The sequence below is a fragment of the Micromonospora sp. NPDC023966 genome, from assembly GCF_040639095.1.
In the GTDB taxonomy this organism is placed as follows: Bacteria; Actinomycetota; Actinomycetes; order Mycobacteriales; family Micromonosporaceae; genus Micromonospora.
Genome location: NZ_JBEZZJ010000035.1, coordinates 1 through 16,203, shown reverse-complemented (window position 1 = coordinate 16,203; position 16,203 = coordinate 1). Strand labels below are relative to the sequence as shown.

The 16,203-nt window shown below is 73.8% G+C and carries 18 protein-coding genes; 6 read left to right on the top strand and 12 right to left on the bottom strand.

Features of this window, described 5'->3' with window-relative positions; translation table 11 throughout:
• Positions 1 to 82 precede the first annotated feature (82 nt).
• The gene (locus tag AB0F68_RS29215; RefSeq protein ID WP_357344019.1) at positions 83 to 1,120 is read left to right on the top strand and encodes a hypothetical protein; all 1,038 of its coding nucleotides are present in this window, start codon (positions 83 to 85) and stop codon (positions 1,118 to 1,120) included.
• A 9-nt stretch (positions 1,121 to 1,129) separates the two neighbouring features.
• Here AB0F68_RS29215 and AB0F68_RS29210 read toward each other — a convergent pair whose 3' ends face one another.
• The 3 genes from AB0F68_RS29210 to AB0F68_RS29200 all read right to left on the bottom strand — a co-directional run bounded on the left by AB0F68_RS29210 (position 1,130) and on the right by AB0F68_RS29200 (position 4,539).
• Complete coding sequence (locus AB0F68_RS29210) at positions 1,130 to 1,687, bottom strand: M23 family metallopeptidase (RefSeq protein ID WP_357344017.1); 558 nt, start codon at positions 1,685 to 1,687, stop codon at positions 1,130 to 1,132.
• Positions 1,688 to 1,966: 279 nt separating this feature from the next.
• On the bottom strand, positions 1,967 to 2,653 hold the full coding sequence (locus AB0F68_RS29205; RefSeq protein ID WP_357344015.1) for a VOC family protein: 687 nt from the start codon (positions 2,651 to 2,653) through the stop codon (positions 1,967 to 1,969).
• 65 nt (positions 2,654 to 2,718) lie between these two features.
• The gene (locus AB0F68_RS29200; RefSeq protein WP_357344013.1) at positions 2,719 to 4,539 is read right to left on the bottom strand and encodes an ABC transporter ATP-binding protein; all 1,821 of its coding nucleotides are present in this window, start codon (positions 4,537 to 4,539) and stop codon (positions 2,719 to 2,721) included.
• 55 nt (positions 4,540 to 4,594) lie between these two features.
• Here AB0F68_RS29200 and AB0F68_RS29195 point away from each other — a divergent pair, with 55 nt between their 5' ends.
• The gene (locus AB0F68_RS29195; protein ID WP_357344011.1) at positions 4,595 to 5,014 is read left to right on the top strand and encodes a MarR family transcriptional regulator; all 420 of its coding nucleotides are present in this window, start codon (positions 4,595 to 4,597) and stop codon (positions 5,012 to 5,014) included.
• Positions 5,015 to 5,032: 18 nt separating this feature from the next.
• Here AB0F68_RS29195 and AB0F68_RS29190 read toward each other — a convergent pair whose 3' ends face one another.
• From AB0F68_RS29190 to AB0F68_RS29150, 9 genes are all read right to left on the bottom strand, one after another.
• The gene (locus tag AB0F68_RS29190; protein ID WP_357344009.1) at positions 5,033 to 5,659 is read right to left on the bottom strand and encodes a TetR/AcrR family transcriptional regulator; all 627 of its coding nucleotides are present in this window, start codon (positions 5,657 to 5,659) and stop codon (positions 5,033 to 5,035) included.
• A gap of 138 nt (positions 5,660 to 5,797) precedes the next feature.
• Positions 5,798 to 7,069: an ABC transporter substrate-binding protein gene (locus AB0F68_RS29185; RefSeq protein ID WP_357344007.1), complete on the bottom strand. Its 1,272-nt coding sequence runs from the start codon at positions 7,067 to 7,069 to the stop codon at positions 5,798 to 5,800.
• Between the two features lie 52 nt (positions 7,070 to 7,121).
• The gene (locus AB0F68_RS29180; RefSeq protein WP_357344005.1) at positions 7,122 to 8,261 is read right to left on the bottom strand and encodes a branched-chain amino acid ABC transporter permease; all 1,140 of its coding nucleotides are present in this window, start codon (positions 8,259 to 8,261) and stop codon (positions 7,122 to 7,124) included.
• Positions 8,258 to 9,136, bottom strand: coding sequence for a branched-chain amino acid ABC transporter permease (locus AB0F68_RS29175; RefSeq protein ID WP_357344003.1), 879 nt, complete (start codon positions 9,134 to 9,136; stop codon positions 8,258 to 8,260). The genes AB0F68_RS29180 and AB0F68_RS29175 overlap by 4 nt, the downstream gene beginning before the upstream one ends.
• Before the next feature lie 28 nt (positions 9,137 to 9,164).
• The gene (locus AB0F68_RS29170) at positions 9,165 to 9,881 is read right to left on the bottom strand and encodes an ABC transporter ATP-binding protein (protein WP_357344001.1); all 717 of its coding nucleotides are present in this window, start codon (positions 9,879 to 9,881) and stop codon (positions 9,165 to 9,167) included.
• Positions 9,878 to 10,699, bottom strand: a complete 822-nt coding sequence (locus AB0F68_RS29165) for an ABC transporter ATP-binding protein (protein WP_357343999.1) — start codon at positions 10,697 to 10,699, stop codon at positions 9,878 to 9,880. The genes AB0F68_RS29170 and AB0F68_RS29165 overlap by 4 nt, the downstream gene beginning before the upstream one ends.
• Before the next feature lie 191 nt (positions 10,700 to 10,890).
• Complete coding sequence (locus AB0F68_RS29160) at positions 10,891 to 11,727, bottom strand: SMP-30/gluconolactonase/LRE family protein (protein ID WP_357343997.1); 837 nt, start codon at positions 11,725 to 11,727, stop codon at positions 10,891 to 10,893.
• A complete protein-coding gene (locus tag AB0F68_RS29155; protein ID WP_357343995.1) occupies positions 11,724 to 12,944 on the bottom strand; it encodes a sigma-70 family RNA polymerase sigma factor in 1,221 nt (406 codons plus the stop codon). Before AB0F68_RS29155 ends, AB0F68_RS29160 begins: the two co-directional genes overlap by 4 nt.
• Positions 12,941 to 13,291 carry a YciI family protein gene (locus tag AB0F68_RS29150; RefSeq protein ID WP_357343993.1) on the bottom strand — a complete coding sequence of 117 codons (351 nt, stop codon included), beginning with the start codon at positions 13,289 to 13,291 and terminating at the stop codon, positions 12,941 to 12,943. Before AB0F68_RS29150 ends, AB0F68_RS29155 begins: the two co-directional genes overlap by 4 nt.
• A 213-nt stretch (positions 13,292 to 13,504) precedes the next feature.
• Here AB0F68_RS29150 and AB0F68_RS29145 point away from each other — a divergent pair, with 213 nt between their 5' ends.
• The 4 genes from AB0F68_RS29145 (at position 13,505) to AB0F68_RS29130 (ending at position 16,124) form a co-directional block, all read left to right on the top strand.
• A complete protein-coding gene (locus AB0F68_RS29145; protein ID WP_357343991.1) occupies positions 13,505 to 14,251 on the top strand; it encodes a lysozyme in 747 nt (248 codons plus the stop codon).
• 87 nt (positions 14,252 to 14,338) lie between these two features.
• Positions 14,339 to 15,013 carry a peptidoglycan recognition family protein gene (locus tag AB0F68_RS29140; protein ID WP_357343989.1) on the top strand — a complete coding sequence of 225 codons (675 nt, stop codon included), beginning with the start codon at positions 14,339 to 14,341 and terminating at the stop codon, positions 15,011 to 15,013.
• A 110-nt stretch (positions 15,014 to 15,123) separates the two neighbouring features.
• Positions 15,124 to 15,483 carry a metalloregulator ArsR/SmtB family transcription factor gene (locus AB0F68_RS29135; protein ID WP_357343986.1) on the top strand — a complete coding sequence of 120 codons (360 nt, stop codon included), beginning with the start codon at positions 15,124 to 15,126 and terminating at the stop codon, positions 15,481 to 15,483.
• Positions 15,483 to 16,124, top strand: a complete 642-nt coding sequence (locus tag AB0F68_RS29130) for an SRPBCC family protein (RefSeq protein WP_357343984.1) — start codon at positions 15,483 to 15,485, stop codon at positions 16,122 to 16,124. Before AB0F68_RS29135 ends, AB0F68_RS29130 begins: the two co-directional genes overlap by 1 nt.
• Positions 16,125 to 16,203 lie beyond the last annotated feature (79 nt).

Below are 16,203 nucleotides of genomic sequence, written 5' to 3'. Positions count from 1 at the left end.
CCGTCTACCCCTCACCCGACCGCACCGGCCGCGCACCCGTACGGCCGGACGACGCGCGGCTGCTCGACCGGAGAGGGGTGCGATGACCGGGACGCCCGGCGACCACGACCGCGAGACGGACGACACCCGCCCGGCGGCCGGCGAAACCCCGGCGAACGGGCGGTTCCCGGATCGCCCGGAGCCGGCGCGAGATCGCTGGGAGTGGTGGCTCGCCCACTCGCGGAATCTCTGGGCGGCCATGCGGCGCGGGGCGAAGTGGTTGTGGACGGCGGTCCGGCCCGTGCTGCACCAGCTGCGCTGGTCGGAGGCGGACTCCTCGCCCGTGACGCTCGTCGACCGGCGGGTGGCGCCAACCCTGCGGGTGCCGGCGCAGGGACACGTCTACCACTTCGTCGTCCGCGCCAGCTTCACCTGGTCCTCCGACGACGCGCGGCCGGAACTCTTCGGCTGGTACGTCGACCAGCTCCAGCCCCAGGCGATGCAGCGGCTGCGGCGCATCGCGGTCCGGTGCGCCGCGGAGATCCCGCCGGATCACCCCCGGGCGTTCGCCCTCGCGCTGGACGAGGCGATGACCGGCGCCGACGCCCTCCCCTGGGACTACGACCGCGGCGGGTACACGTTCACCTGCGAGCCGGACGTGTCCGTGCACCTGGACGAAGCGGTCCGCAAGCTGCTCCAGCCGTACTGGGACGAGCGCATCGCCTTGGAGTGGCGGCGTGACCTCGACCGCCGGCGCGCCGAGTACGCCGAGGAACAGCCCGGACGCCGCCCGGCGGCGGGGCAGGACGCGGGCGCCGCGCCGGCATCCGGCCCGCCGGATCCGCCTCGTGCCGAGCACCCGCGGGACACCGGCGCGGGCGGCGCGGCGAATCCGCCTCGTGCCGATCACCCGCGGGACACCGGTGCGGGCGGCGCGCGGCGGCGTCCGCCCGAGCCGCGCCGGCGGGGCCCCCGGCCGGACTCACCGGTTGAGCAGTTCACCCCGCTCGAACCCTTCCCGCCGCCGCCCGTCCCGCGTCCGCCACGTCCCGCGCCCGGGCAGCGGCCGGCGCCGGCACAGCCGGGCGAGACCACGCCGGCACCGGGCGATGCGGACGCCCCAGGGCCGCCCGACGCCTGAGCCGGCGGGTCAGCAGTTGTTGGTGCTGGTCTGGTTGCGCTTGAGGTAGTCGGACCAGGTGACGCCCTGGACGACCGAGACGACGACGCTGCCGTCGTGGATCTGCTCGTAGTGCAGGTGCGGGCTGAGGTCGTACTTCGCCGACGAGGCGCCGACCTTGCCGATGACGGTGCCCTGGTTCACGGTGTCGCCCTCGGCGACCAGGCGCTCGCTGAGGTGAGCGTACCGGGTGCGCCAGCCGTCGCCGTGCCCGATGACGATGGTGTGGCCGTATCCGGTGGTGGTCGAGTAGTACGACTCCAGCACGGTGCCGCCGGCGCTGGCGACTACCCGACGGCCGAAATCGTCGGGGTTGCCGTTCGCGTCGTAGTGGTTCCAGTCGATGGAGTGGGCCGGGCTGTGCCCGTTCCAGTTGTTGCCTTGCCACGTCTGGCCGCACAGGAACGGCATCCGGAAGCCCGGCCGCGCGGCCTGCGCGGGTTGCACCCCGACCAGCGCGCCGACGACGACGGCAACCGTGAGCAGCGCGAGGACGCGCCACCGGGCGGCGGCGAACGATACGGACATCGATCCCCCTTTTCACGATCAGCGATGTGGATCGATGCTGTTGGCGACCTCCGGCAAGGTAAATAGCTACAGGCTTGAATGCCTGAACAAAGGTTTCCTACACCGGGCGCCACGGACGGGGCTCCCGTACGACCGAAGACTTCAGCGGTGGTGTGTCGTCCTCCGCTGAGGGATCTGGTCCCGACCTCGCCCGCGACCAACTCCGCCACCGATGCGGCTGGGCCCGGAGTCCGGAAACAGCAGCGCCGATCGGATATTGCTGCAGCGCAGCCAGGCGGCTCAGCTCTGCGCGGTGGCGTCCGGCTGGGGGTGACGGGCGGCCAGGAAAGCGGCCAGCCCCATCGCGTCGTCGGTGGCCAGGAACGCGCCCCGGGCGTTGAGCAGGGCCTCGTCGGTGTGGGCCAGGCAGCCCCAGACCGTGTCGCCCCACGAGTCGGCGAGCTTCACCTCGGCCGGTTCCGGACAGGGCTCGCCCCGCGGGCTGCCGATCTGGCAGCGGGCGGGGGCGCCGCCGCGTCGGCCGACCGCCTCGGCGGCCTCGCGAATCAGGGAGAACCGGGCCTCGGCGCCGGTGCGGGCGGCCCGGGCCTGCGCGGGCACGCCGCGGCGCTGCCCGTACAGCACGGTGTTGCCGTCGGGGTCGGTCACCCGGCACTCGCCACCGGGGGCGTGCTCGGGGTGGCCGACCCGCTCGACGGCGTACCCGGCGGCGATGAGGCGGTCGGTCGTCGCGGCGAGGTCACCGACGTAGAGGTAGAGGAGCAGCGGCAGTTCGACGGTGACCAGGCGCGGCTTCACCGCGGCCAGCAGCAGCGTCAGCTCCCCGCACCGGAGGTAGGACCAGCGGGAGTCGCCGTCGCTCCCGAAGCGCTGCTCCGTGTAGCCGAAGTGCGCGTAGAACCGCCCTGCGGCGTCGGCGTCGGCGACGTACAGCACCGGCACCTGGGCCTGCACTCCGTCCTGCATCGCGCCACTCTAGCCATCGTGGACATGGAAATCACGTCTTGCAGATCAGGTTTCTCGACGGTGGGTCAGGCGGCCAGGGCGGCGTAGCGGCCGCGACGGTCCAGCAGGGTGTCGTGGGTGCCGGACTCGACGATACGGCCGTGGTCGAGCACGGCGATCTGGTCTGCGTCGCGGACGGTGGAGAGGCGGTGCGCGATGGTGATCACGGTGCGGCCCCGGGCCAGCTCGTCGAAGGCCCGCTGCACCGCTCGCTCGGTCTCGGTGTCCAGCGCGCTGGTCGCCTCGTCGAGCACCAGGATCCGCGGGTCGCGTAGCAGCGTGCGGGCGATGGCCAGGCGCTGTTTCTCGCCGCCGGAGAACCGGTGGCCGCGGGAGCCGACCACGGTGTCGTACCCGTCGGGGAGCGCGGCGATCAGGTCGTGGATCTGCGCGGCGCGGGCGGCGGCCTCGATCTCGGCGTCGGTGGCGTCCGGGCGGGCGTACCGGAGGTTGTCCCGCACGGTGGCGTGCAGCAGGTAGGTCTCCTGACTGACCACGCCCACGACGGCGGCCAGGTCGGCCAGGCGCAGGTCGCGCAGGTCGACGCCGTCGATGGTGATCCGGCCGGCGTCGGGGTCGTGGAGCCGGCTGATCAGCGCGGCGAGAGTGCTCTTGCCGGAGCCGGTCTCGCCCACGAGGGCCAGGCTGGTGCCGGCCGGGACGTCCAGGCTCACGCCGGCCACCGCGGCGGTGTCGCTGCCCGGGTAGCTGAAGGTGACGTCGGAGAAGCGCAGGTGGCCGCGGACCCGGGCGGGGTCGAGGGTCACCGGCCGCGCCGGGTCGGCCACCTCGACGGGCAGGTCCAGGTATTCGAAGATCCGGGCGAACAGCGCCATCGAGGCGGTCAGCGAGACGCCGACGTTGAGCAGGGCCATGAGCGGCCGGAACAGGTTGCCCTGGAGGGCGGTGAAGGCGACCAGGGTGCCGATGGTGAGCGTGCCGGCGGTGCCGGGCAGGCCGGCTCCGAGGTAGATGACGGCCGGGATGGCCGCGAAGATCACCGTCATCGAGGCCATCCGCCAGCGGCCGGCCAGCTCCGAGCGGAGCTCCAGGTCGACCAGGCGGGCCGAGGAGGCGGTGAACCGGTCGACCAGGGTCGCGGCCGCCCCGAGGGTCTTGGCCAGCTGCACCCCGCTGATCGACAGGCCCTCCTCGATGGTGACGTTGAGGTCGGCCAGTTCGCGCTGGCGGCGGGCGGTGATCTCGCGGCGCAGCCGGGCCACGCGCCGGGTCAGCCAGATGGCGGGCGGCAGCACGACCACCGAGACGAGGGTGAGCCGCCAGCTCAGCGCGACCATGGCGATCACGGTGGCGACCACGGTGGTGAGGTTGGCGGCGATCGAGGTGGCCGTGGAGGTGACCACGGCCTGCATGCCGCCGATGTCGTTGGTGATCCGCGACTGGACCTCACCGGTGCGGGTGCGGACGAAGAAGCCGATCGACTGGCGCTGGAGGTGGGTGAAGACGTCGGTGCGCAGCCGGTGCATGACCTCCTGCCCCACGCGGGTGGAGATCCAGGCCTGCGCCACGCCGAGCACGGCGGTCACCGCGGCCACCGCGACCATGCCCGCGACCAGCCAGGCCAGCAGGGTCAGGTCGCGCTCCGGGAGGGCCCGGTCGATCACGGTACGCAGCAGGAACGGCGACGCCATCGCGATCACGGACGACGCCATGATGATCGCCACCACGGCGGCGAGCGGGCCGCGGTGGGCGGTGAAGAGGCCGCCGATCCGGCGCAGGGACACCTGGCGGGCCTGCGTCTTCTCGGCGGGGGTCACGCTGGTTCGGCCGCCGCCGCGGCCGTCACGGAATCCGTCCAAGGGGGTGCTCTCTCTCGTCGGGGACATTGCTGAGGTTACCTCATCATGAGGGAACAACAAGATGTGCTGCTACCGTATTCCGGTGACCGGCAGCGACGAGGAGACCCTGGCCGAGACGTTCTGGGCGGTCGCCCGGCGGCTGCGCCACCAGTCCAAGCGCACCCTCGAACCCTGGGAGATCAACCCGGGGCAGGCCCGGGCGCTCGCCGTGCTCATGCGGCACGGCGCGGTCCGGCTCAGCGCGCTGGCCGAGCACCTGGGCATCGCGCCTCGCTCCGCCACCGAGGTGGTCGACGGGCTGGAGGAACGCGGGCTGGTCGAGCGGCGGCCCGACCCGGTCGACCGGCGGGCCACCCTGGTCGCGCCGACGGAGGAGGGCGGCCGGGTCGGCAAGGCCATCCGGGTGGCCCGGGCGGCCGAGGCGGAACGCTTCTTCGGCGCCCTGGATCCGGCGGACCGGGCCGAGCTGACCCGGATTCTGCGCCGGCTGCGCGACGACTGAGAAGGCCGACCCGGGGGCTCAGCGCAGGCCGGCGGCGATGGCGTCGACGAGCAGCGCGCCGATGGTGCGGGCCAGGGTGGCCCGGGCCGCCGCCACGTCGAGGTCCATGGCGTCGCGCATCATCGCCCAGGCCGCCCAGGTGCAGGCGACGGTCAGCGCGTCCAGCAACTGCTCGCGCCCCTCCCCCGCGTGCGCCAGCTCCGGCTCGAAGACCAGCTCGATCTCGTGGCGGACCCGGGCGATGGCCGCCTCGCGGTTGCGCCGCAGCTGCGGCGAGAACGGTTCCCGCAGCGCCGAGGCGCGCGCCGAGGGCGCCAGCACCTCCAGCATCCGGGCCCGCTGGTCGCAGAACTCCGCGATCCGCCGGGTGAGCGGCAGCTCCGGCGGGATCGGCCGCCAGAGCGCGTCCAGCCGCTCGTCGACCCGCTGCCCGGTCGCCGCGAACAGGGTCTCCATGTCCTTGAAGTTGGTCCACAGGGTGCGCAGGGACACCCCGGCGCGCTCGGCGATCCGCTCCCCGGTGGGCCGCAGGTCGCCCTCGTCGATGAGCGCCAGGTGCGCCTCGACGATGGCCGCGCGGGTCCGCTCGGCCCGCGCCGATCGGCCGTCCACCCGCGCCGGCACCTCGGCGTCCACCTCGATCATGCGACTGCCCCCTGTGCGTGGCTCCTGGCCGACGCGACCCGCCCGCCCCGGTGGCGTCGCGCCGGAATGCTGCACTCTACGTGCGCGCCACCGGGCGGCCGTCACTGCGGTGACGGCCGCCCGGCCCGCGGGCGGTGGTCAGGTGGTCGGGATGGCGTTCGCCGGCGGCGTGGTCGGCGGCTCGGTGAACTCGGTGACCGCGGCGTCGGCGTCGTCGGTGGTGTACGTCGGGCCGAAGTACGCCTGGGCGCCGTTCTGGACCTTGTTCAGCCGCACCCCGCTGTAGCCGGCGTGCACGTCGTCGCTGTAGCGGAACGGGGTGAGCCCGGGCCCCCGGAAGCCGCCCTTGCGCACGGCCTCGACCAGCTTCTCCCGGGTCGGGTCCTTGCCGGCGGCGAGCAGCGCCTGCACGAAGGTGTAGGCCATCGAGTAGCCGTAGATCGCGTTGCCGTCGATCGGGTTGGCCGAGTTGTACTGCTGGTGGATCTTGGTGAACTCCTGGATCCAGGGGTTGGCCGTGTCGCCCACCATCGGCAGGTAGTTGTCGGCGACCATGCCCTCGAGGATCACCTTCTTGTCGCCGAGCTGGGTGGAGAGCGTGGTGTAGTCGGCGCCCACGTTGGACACCACCCACTGCGCCCGGAACCCCTGCCCGGCGGCCTGCCCCATGGCCAGTGCCGTGAAGCCCGGGATGCTCGCCGAGATGACCACCTGGCAGCCGGCCGCCTTGAGCGCCCCGATCGCCGGCCCGACCTGCTGGTTGGTGGTGGTGTAGGTCTGCTTCGCCGCCACCGGGCCGAGGATCTTCTCCACCCCGGCCAGCGAGTCGCGGCCGAAGTCGTCGTTCTGCCCGAAGTGGCAGACCTTGGCGCCGGGGAACTGCTGCTTGACCCAGGTGGCGAGGATCTTGCCCTCGACGGTGTAGTCGGGCTGCCAGCCGAAGGTGGTCGGGTATTTGTCGGGCTGGTTCCAGTTCCGGCTGCCCGAGGAGACGAAGAGGTCGGGCACCTTCTGCGTCTTGACGAACTCCAGCACGTTGGTGTGGGTGGGGGTGCCCAGCCCGCCGAGGAGCGCGAAGACCTTGTCGTCGAGCACCAGCTTGCGGACCACGTTCTCGGTGTTGGCGGGGTTGTAGCCGTCGTCCATGACCTTGTAGACGATCTTCCGGCCGTTCACCCCGCCCTTGCTGTTGACGTGCTCGAAGTACGCCTTGGTGGCGGCGGAGATCTTCGAGTAGCCGGGCGCGGCGGGACCGGTGAGCGGCTGGTGGGTGCCGATGACGATCTCGGTGTCGGTGACACCGGGGACGTTCTCGGCGGCCTGCTTCTGGTCGTCGGCGCAGGCCGGCACGGCGGCCAGCAGGGCGAGGCCGGTGGCGGCCGCGAGTATGCGGCGGGTGGTGGGACGCATGGTTCTCCATTCCGGTGCGGCGGTGCGAACGGGTGGGTGGAACCGGGGTGGCTCAGTGCTCCGGCGCGCGGCGGCGGGCCCGCAGCCGGGCGGCGAGGGTACGGAAGGCGCCGTGCAGGCCGCCCGGGGCGACGAGCATGACGACGATGAGGATCAGGCCGAACACGGCCAGCGCGAGGTTGCCCTCCAGCCGCTGGGCCAGGCCGGACGGCAGGCTGAAGGTCTCGGTGAGCAGGCTCGGCAGGTCCTGGAGCGCGACCAGCAGCACCGCGCCCCAGACCGCGCCGGCGAGGCTGCCCAGCCCGCCGATCACGATCGCCATGAGCAGGAACAGCGACAGCTCGAGGGGGAACTTGCCCGGCGCGACGGTCGCGGTGAGCACCGCGTACACGCCGCCGCCGAGGCCGGCGCAGCCGGCGCTGACCACGAAGGCGAGCACCTGGGTGCGGGCGACGTGGATGCCGGCGAGCCGGGCGGCCACCTCGTCGTCCCGCACGGCGCGCAGCGACCGGCCGAACCGGCTGCGCACCAGGTTGGCCAGGAGCAGCACGGTCAGCAGCGCGGCGAGCAGCGCGATCCAGGCCAGCCACCGTTCCGGCTGGAAGTACGCGCCGAGGAACGCCGGCGGGGTCTCCGCCGGGAAGCGCAGCCCCTGCTCGCCGTTGAACACCTCGGTGAAGATCGTGCTGATGGCCGGCACCAGCGTCGCCACCGCCAGGGTCACGCCGGCCAGGTACGGCCCGCGCAGCCGGGCCGCCGCGAGCCCGATGACCAGCCCGGCCAGCGCGGTCACCGCGACGGCGGCCAGCAGCGACAGCGGCAGGATCCACCGCCCCTGCACCCCCCGCTCCTCGAACGCCTGCTGCATCAGGGCCACGGTGTAGGCGCCGGTGGCCATCAGCGCGCCGTGCCCGAGGGAGAGCTGGCCGTTGAGCCCGACCAGCACGGTGTAGCCGGCGGTGACGCAGAGGAACGCGCAGACCCGGGCCACCTGGAGGTTCTGGTACGGCGCGAGCTGATTGGTGAGCAGCACGACCAGGGTGCCGGCGAGCACCGCGCCGGCCAGGTGGCGCAGCAGGGTGGACCCGCGCGGGCCGGCGGTGGCGGGCGCGCCGGGCAGCAGCCGCCGCAGCGCGGACGGCCCGGCGGGCCGGTCCACCCCGGACCGGGCGGAGGGGCGGGTGGCGGTCACACGTGCCTCGCTCTCGCGCTGGAGAAGAGCCCGCCGGGGCGGACCAGGAGGACGGCCAGCAGCAGCACCAGGACGGCCAGCGGGGTGGTGTCCGGGCCCAGGTAGCCGGTGACGTACGAGAGGATCAGGCCGACCAGCAGGCCGCCGACCACCGCACCGGCCGGGCTGTCCAGGCCGCCGACCACGGCGGCGGTGAACGCGACCACGAAGACCAGGTCCATGGCGTGCGGGTGCAGCCCCAGCCCGGTGGGGACGACCAGCATCCCGGCGAGCGCGCCGACCGCGGCGGCCAGCGCCCAGCCGAGGGTGAGCATCCGGCTGACGTCGACGCCGAGCAGCCGGGACACCTCGGGGGCGAACGCGGCGGCCCGCATCCGCAGGCCGATCGGCGTGCGGGTGAACAGCAGCGCCAGCAGCACCACGACCACCAGCACCGCGCCGAGCACCCACAGGTCGTACGGGGAGAGCGCGGCGACCCCGCCGAGGGTGAGCGCGTCGGTGTCGAACGGGGCCGCGGCCGGCCGGTAGCCGTTGCCGAAGACCATGCCGAGCACCGCCTGGATGAGCAGCACCAGGCCCAGCGCGACGATCACCTCGTTGAGCGGGTTGGCGTGCCCGACGAAGCGCATCAGCACCCGTTCCACCAGCGCGCCCAGCAGCAGGCCGGCCAGCACGGCGGCGCCCAGGCCCAGCCAATAGGAGCCGGTCGCGGAGGCCACCGCGTAGCCGACGTACGCGGTGGCCACGGCCATCGCGCCCTGGGCGAAGTTGACCAGCCGGGCGGCCCGCCAGATGAGCACCAGGGCCAGGGCGAACGCGGCGTAGACCGCGCCCGTGGACAGCCCGCCGAAGGTGAGGAACAAGAACCGGTCCAATCGCGGATCCTTCCTGCTCGCCGGGCCGTCAGAACCCGAGGTACGCGTGCCGGAGCTGGTCGTCGTCGCGCAGCCGGCCCGCGGGCGCGGCGGTCACCACCCGGCCCAGCGACATCACCACGCCCTGGTCGGCGACCGAGAGGGCGCTGCGCACGTTCTGCTCGACCAGCAGGACGGTCAGCCCCCGCTCGTCGCAGAGCCGGCGCAGCAGCGCCATGATCTGCGCGGTCACCTTGGGGGCCAGGCCGAGCGAGGGCTCGTCGAGCAGCAGCAGCCGGGGGCGGGCGATCAGCGCCCGGCCGAGGGCGAGCATCTGCCGCTCGCCGCCGGAGAGCTGGTGCCCGGCGTGCCGCCGGCGGCGGGCCAGGGCCGGGAACAGGTCGTACACCTCGTCCTGCGCCCGGCGGGCGTCGGCCCGGTCGCTCCGCCAGAGCCCGCCGAGGCGCAGGTTCTCCTCCACGGTCAGCTCGGCCACCACGCCCCGCCCCTCGGGCACGTGCGCCAGGCCGCGCCGGACCAGCCGTTCGACGCGGACGCCGCGCAGGTCGTCGCCGTCGAAGCGGATCCGGCCGCCGGTGGGCCGGAGCAGGCCGGACAGGGTACGCAGCAGCGTGGTCTTGCCGGCCCCGTTGGCGCCGAGCACGGCGGCGATGGTCCCGGCGGGCACCTCGAACGTCACGTCCCGCAGCACCGGCACCGGCCCGTAGCCGGCGCTGACCGCCTCGACCTCCAGCACCGCGCTCACGATCCGGCCCCCGCCGCCTCGGCCGGCACGTCGGCGCCGAGGTAGGCCTCGGTGACCAGCGGATCGTCGCGGACCTGGTCCGGGGTGCCGGCCGCGATGACCCGGCCGAAGTCGAGCACCACCAGCTCCTGGCAGACGGACATGACCAGGTCCATGTGGTGCTCGACGAGCATCACCGAGCAGGCCCCGCCGGCCCGCTCGGGCAGCGTGCGGACCAGCTCGCCCAGCTCGTCGACATCGTCGGCGCTCAGCCCGCCGGCCGGCTCGTCGAGCAGGAGCAGCCGGGGCCGGGCGATCAGGGCGCGGGCCAGGGCGACCCGCTTGCGCACCGCGTACGGCAGGGTCAGCGGGGCCGCGCCGGCGTGCGCCGCGACACCCAGCTCGGCGAGGAGGTCGAGGGCCTCCCGGCGCAGCCGCCGCTCGTCGCGGTCGCTGCGCGGCAGGCCGAACAGGGCGGCCGCGAAGCCGGCCCGGGCCGCGTGGCTGGCGCCGGCCACCACGTTCTCCAGCACGGTGAGCCCCGGGAACAGGCCGACGCCCTGGAGCGTCCGGGCGATGCCGAGCCGGGTCAGCCGGTGCGGGCGGGGCCGGAACGGCCGACCGTCCAAAGTGAGCGATCCGCTGGTCGGCGGGACGAAGCCGCAGACCACGTTGAACAGGGTGGTCTTCCCGGCACCGTTGGGGCCGATCACGCCGACGATCCGGCCCGGCGGGACCCGCAGCGAGACGTCGTCGAGGGCGACCAGCCCGCCAAACCGGACGCCGACGCCGTGCAGCGCCAGGTCGATGCCGTCCACGGGGGTGGGGGGTGGGCTCATCTTCACCTCGGGAGAGGACGCGGCGTCGGGGGTGCGCGGTGCGGCTCGGGCGAAGCGGGGAACTTATTACACCGGGAGTGTACTTTTCGCCGAGGTTTCGTCAATGCCTCCCGCGGGCCCCGTCGATATCGACGCGATCACGATTCCGGCGCCCGCGCGGAGTAGCCCCCGCCGCGCGGCGTCCGCCCTGCTCAGCCGGCAGCCGGGGCAGGTGCCCGCAGGGCCCGCACCTGGCCGGTGCGCGGCCCGCCGGAGAGCGCCGCCTGGCTCCACTGTGTGGTGACGAGGTGGAGGGTGCGCCCGTCCGGACCGCCGAGCGCGCAGGCGAAGCAGCCCCGGTCCAGGTCGACCCGGTCGAACACCCGCCCGCCCTCGGCGACCCGGACGGCGCACCGGTTCGGCACGTCGCCGTACCAGACGGCGCCGTCCGCGTCGAGGCAGATGCCGTCCGGCGCGGAGTCCGGCACCGCCGCCCAGACCCGCCGGCCGCCGAGCGCCCCGTCGGCGGCCACGTCGTACGCGGTGAGCCGGCCGGCGTACGACTCGGCGACGATCAGGGTGCGCCCGTCCGGGGTGAGCACCATGCCGTTGGGGAAGGCCAGCTCGTCGGCGACCAGCCGGGCGCCGCCGTCCGGCGTCACCAGGGCCACCGCCCCCGGCCCGTAGTCCCCGGCGGGGAAGTCGAAGCCGATGGTGTTGACGTAGGTGTTGCCCCGGGCGTCGGTGACCACCTCGTTCCACGGGTGCGGGACGAGCGCCGCCAGGTCGGCGTGGATGCGCAGCGCGCCGTCGGGCTCCCGGCGCAGCAGCCGCCCGGCGCTGCCGGCGACCACCAGCAGCCGCCCGTCCGGCAGCCAGTCGAAGCAGATCGGCAGCCCGTCGACCCGGGCGACCACCTCGGTCCGTCCCGCGGCGTCGACGGTCAGCACCTCCCCGGCGCCCCAGTCGGCCAGCCAGAGCCGGCCGTCGTGCCAGCGGGGCGACTCGCCGAAGGCGAGCCCGTCGACCAGGATCTCCGGTGCGTTCACGTGTCGCTCCCCATCAGGTCGCGGGAGCGGCGGAGGAACTCCCGTTCGGCGGCGTTGTCGGTGTGCGCGATCGCCGCGTCGTACGCGGCCACCGCATCGGCGGGCCGGTCGAGGCGGCGCAGCAGATCGGCGCGGACCGCGTGCAGGACGTGGTAGCCGGCCAGGTCCAGCCGGTCCACCTCGGCGAGCGCGGCGGCCGGGCCGGCCACCTCGGCCAGCGCGACGGCCCGGTTCAGCGCCGCCACCGGCCCGGGGGCGTGCGCCAGGAGCTGGTCGTAGAGGGCGAGGACCTGCCGCCAGTCGGTGTCCGCGGCGGTCGCCGCGTCGCTGTGCACCGCGTTGATCGCGGCCTGGATCTGGTACGGACCGGGCCGGTTCCGCCGCAGGCAGCGCCGCATAAGGGCCTGCCCCTCGGCGATCAGCTCCCGGTCCCACCGGCCGCGGTCCTGGGCGCCCAGCGGCACCAGCGCGCCGTCCGGCCCGGTCCGGGCGCTCCGCCGCGCGTCGGTGAGCAGCATGAGCGCGAGCAGCCCGAGCACCTCCGGCTCGTCCGGCATCAGCTCGGCCAGCAGCCGGCCCAGCCGCACCGCCTCGGCACACAGCTCGTCGCGGACCAGCCGCTCCCCCGCGGGTGCGGTGTGTCCCGCGGTGAAGATCAGGTAGACCACGGCCAGCACGGCGCGCAGCCGATCCGGCAGGTCGGCGTCCCGGGGCACCCGGTACGGGATGCCCGCGTCCCGGATCTTCGCCTTGGCCCGGACCAGGCGCTGCGCCATGGTCGGCTCGGGCACCAGGAAGGCCCGGGCGATCTCGGCGGTGCTCAGGCCGCCGAGCAGGCGCAGGGTCAGCGCGACCCGGGCCGGCGCGGCGAGCGCCGGATGGCAGCAGGTGAAGATGAGGCGGAGCCGGTCGTCGCGCACGGGCCCCTCCTCGGCGGGCGGCTCGGGGGCGTACAGCAGGGCGGCCTGGGCGTGCCGGTCGGCGCGGGACGCCTCGCGGCGCAGCCGGTCGATCGCCCGGTTCCGGGCGGTGGTGATGATCCAGCCGGCCGGGCTGGGCGGCGGGCCGTCGACGGCCCACCGGTCGACCGCGGCGGCGAACGCCTCCTGGACCGCCTCCTCGGCGAGGTCGATGTCGCCGAGCACGCGGACCAGCACGGCGACCGCCCGGCCGTACTCCGCGCGGAAGGCCCGTTCGACGTCGCTGGGCGCGGTCATCCGTCGCCCTGGAACGGGCGCACCTCCACCGGCAGGGTGGTGGCCAGGGCGTACCGGCGGCCCCAGTCGAGCGCCGCGTCGAGGTCGGGTGCGGTGATGATGGTGAACCCGCCCAGATACTCCTTGCCCTCGACGTAGGGGCCGTCCGTCACGAGCACCTCGTCGCCCTTCGGGCGCAGCACGGTGGCGGTCTCCGGGGCGTGCAGGCCGTTGCCGAACACCCAGCAGCCGGCCTCCCGGAGGTCCCGGCCGATGGCCTCGACCTCGCGCATCACCCCGGCCAGGAACTCCGGGTCCGGCCGGTCGGCGCCGGCCGGCTGGTACAGGCTGATCAGGTACTGCCTCACGCGCTTCTCCTCACCCGCCGGAGCGGCCCGGTGCCGCCCCTCCACCCTTCATACGAACGGCGGACGCCGGTGTCGACACGCCGGCCGGAAAAGTTCCCGGCGCCCCGCCGGGCAGAGAAAATCTTAGATACATCTATTGAAAAGTTTCTCCGCCCTGTGACCTAATACTGACAGTTCCTTTCGTCAAACTCCCCCAACCCCCAGGGAGGAAAGATGAACCGTCCCCTGCGATCGGCGCTGCGTACGGCCGCCACGGCCCTGCTCGCCACCGTCACCCTGGCCGCCTCGGCCATCGTCGGCGCGACACCCGCCAGCGCCGCGCCGGCCGGCCTGCCCGGCATGGACGTCTCCAGCCACCAGGGCAACGTGAACTGGTCCGCCGCCTGGAGCAACGGCGCCCGGTTCGCGTACGTGAAGGCGACCGAGGGCACGTACTACACCAACCCGTACTTCGCCCAGCAGTACAACGGCTCCTACAACGTCGGGATGATCCGCGGGTCGTACCACTTCGCCCGGCCGGACACCACGAGCGGCGCCACCCAGGCCAACTACTTCGTCGACCACGGCGGCGGCTGGTCCAAGGACGGCAGGACCCTGCCCGGCGCGCTCGACATCGAGTACAACCCGTACGGCGCCACCTGCTACGGGTTGAGCCAGGCCTCGATGCGCAGCTGGATCGCCTCGTTCGTCAACCAGTACTACGCGCGCACCGGCCGGTGGGCCACCATCTACACCACCACCGACTGGTGGACTACCTGCACCGGCAACACGTCGCAGTTCGCCGCGAACAACCCGCTGTGGATTGCGCGCTACTCCAGCAGCGTCGGCACCCTGCCGGCCGGCTGGCCGACGTACTCCTTCTGGCAGTGGGCCTCCTCGGGCGTCTTCCCGGGTGACCAGAACGTCTGGAACGGCACCCTGGACCGGCTCAAGGTGCTGGCCTGCAACGGACCCTGCTGACCGGCGCCGGTGGCGGGTCGGCCTCCGGCCGACCCCGGACCAGCCGCCCCGCCACCGGCGGCGTCCGTCCCTGACGAGGAGGCCCTCATGTCCGTCCCCGTTCCCCGGCGGGCCGTGCTGCGCGGCGCGGTCCTGCTCGGCGCCGCCGCCGGTGCCACGGCGCTGACCCAGTTCGGCGCCGGCCGCGACGCCCGGGCCGTCGCCACCCGGATCGACCAGCCGACCATCGCCAACTGCGCGACCTGGGGCGCCCGCCCGCCCTCGTCGGCGGTGAGCGTGGTGCAGAGCCGGCCCAACAAGATCATCATTCACCACACCGCGTTCCCGAACACCACCGACTACAGCCTCGCGCAGGCCTATCGGAACTCGCGGGACATTCAGAACCTGCACATGGACACCAACGGCTGGCTCGACTCCGGGCAGCACTTCACCAACAGCCGCGGCGGCTATCTCACCGAGGGCCGGCACGGCAGCCTGTACGGGCTGCTGCACGGGCAGACCATGGTGCAGGGCGCGCACTGCGTCGGGCAGAACAGCCAGGCCATCGGCATCGAGAACGACGGCATCTATCTCGACGTGCAGCCCCCGGCGGCGCTCTGGAACAGCCTGGTGGTTTTCTGCTCCTTTACCTGCCAGCAGTACGGCATCCCGCCGACGGAGATCTACGGGCACAAGGACTTCAACAACACCCAGTGCCCCGGCCTGCTGCACGACCGGCTGCCGGAACTGCGCAGCACCGTCGCCGCCCGCCTCGGCGGCTGAGGACACTTTGCGGATCTTGGAGAGTTTCCGTTCCTCTCGAACGGGAACTCTCCAAGATCTTCTTTGTTTCAGATCTCGCTTATATAAGTCGGGTCTGATAGAAAGATGGCGTGCACGCCTTCGACGTTCTCGGGGACCCGGTCCGTCGCCGGATCCTGGAGCTGCTCGCCGAGGGTGAGCAGCCGGCCGGCGCGCTCAGCGCGACCGTGCAACGGGAGTTCGGCATCAGCCAGCCGGCCGTGTCGCAGCACCTCAAGGTGCTGCGGGAGCACGGCTTCGCGACCGTGCGCGCCCAGGGCACCCGCCGCCTCTACGCGGTGGACCCAGGACCGCTGCGCGAGATGGACGAGTGGCTGGCGGGCTTCCGCCGGTTCTGGACGCCGCCGCTGGCGGCGCTCGCCACCGAACTGGCCCGGGGCCGGCGGGAACGGCGGCTGCGCGAGGGCGAATCCGAGGAGAGGACCACCTGATGATCGACGTGACCGGGCAGATCAGCGCCGTCGAGCGCCGGCTGGGCAGCCGTACGCTCCCCGCCGGCGAGGCGCGGGTGATGACCGTCAGCCAGACCTACGACGCGCCGGTGGAGGACGTCTGGGACGCCTGCACCAGCGCCGAGCGGATCCCCCGCTGGTTCCTGCCGATCTCCGGCGAGCTGAAGCTCGGCGGGCGCTACCAGCTGGAGGGCAACGCCGGGGGCACGGTCGAACGCTGCGACCCGCCGCACAGCTTCGCCGCGACCTGGGAGTTCGGCGGCGAGGTGAGCTGGATCGAGGTGCGGCTCACCGAGGCCGGCGCCGGGCGTACCCGGTTCGAGCTGGAGCACGTCGCGCACGTCGAAGACGAGCGGTGGGCCGAGTACGGCCCGGGCGCGGTCGGCGTCGGCTGGGACTCGGCACTGCTCGGCCTGGCCTCCCACTTCGCGGCGGACGGCGCCGGGGTCAGCCCGGACCAGGCCGCCGCCTGGGTGGGCTCCGACGAGGGCCGCCGCTTCATGACGGAGGCCAGCGACCGCTGGACCGAGGCGAGCATCGCCGCCGGCACCCCCGCGGACGAGGCCCGCGCCGCCGGCAAGCGGGTCACCGCCGCCTACACCGGCACCCCCACCCCCTGACTCCTCGCCGGTGGGGGGGGGGGGCGCCCCCCCGGCCCGGGGCCCCCCCCCCGCCGGGGGCGGGGCGCAGCCCCGAGAA

Bases quoted from the DNA above. Each gene is read 5' to 3' on its own strand.
- AB0F68_RS29215 (WP_357344019.1), top strand. From the start codon at position 83: ATGACCGGGACGCCCGGCGACCACGACCGCGAGACGGACGACACCCGC.
- AB0F68_RS29210 (WP_357344017.1), bottom strand. From the start codon at position 1,687: ATGTCCGTATCGTTCGCCGCCGCCCGGTGGCGCGTCCTCGCGCTGCTC.
- AB0F68_RS29205 (WP_357344015.1), bottom strand. From the start codon at position 2,653: ATGCAGGACGGAGTGCAGGCCCAGGTGCCGGTGCTGTACGTCGCCGAC.
- AB0F68_RS29200 (WP_357344013.1), bottom strand. From the start codon at position 4,539: ATGTCCCCGACGAGAGAGAGCACCCCCTTGGACGGATTCCGTGACGGC.
- AB0F68_RS29190 (WP_357344009.1), bottom strand. From the start codon at position 5,659: ATGATCGAGGTGGACGCCGAGGTGCCGGCGCGGGTGGACGGCCGATCG.
- AB0F68_RS29185 (WP_357344007.1), bottom strand. From the start codon at position 7,069: ATGCGTCCCACCACCCGCCGCATACTCGCGGCCGCCACCGGCCTCGCC.
- AB0F68_RS29165 (WP_357343999.1), bottom strand. From the start codon at position 10,699: ATGAGCCCACCCCCCACCCCCGTGGACGGCATCGACCTGGCGCTGCAC.
- AB0F68_RS29155 (WP_357343995.1), bottom strand. From the start codon at position 12,944: ATGACCGCGCCCAGCGACGTCGAACGGGCCTTCCGCGCGGAGTACGGC.
- AB0F68_RS29145 (WP_357343991.1), top strand. From the start codon at position 13,505: ATGAACCGTCCCCTGCGATCGGCGCTGCGTACGGCCGCCACGGCCCTG.
- AB0F68_RS29140 (WP_357343989.1), top strand. From the start codon at position 14,339: ATGTCCGTCCCCGTTCCCCGGCGGGCCGTGCTGCGCGGCGCGGTCCTG.
- AB0F68_RS29130 (WP_357343984.1), top strand. From the start codon at position 15,483: ATGATCGACGTGACCGGGCAGATCAGCGCCGTCGAGCGCCGGCTGGGC.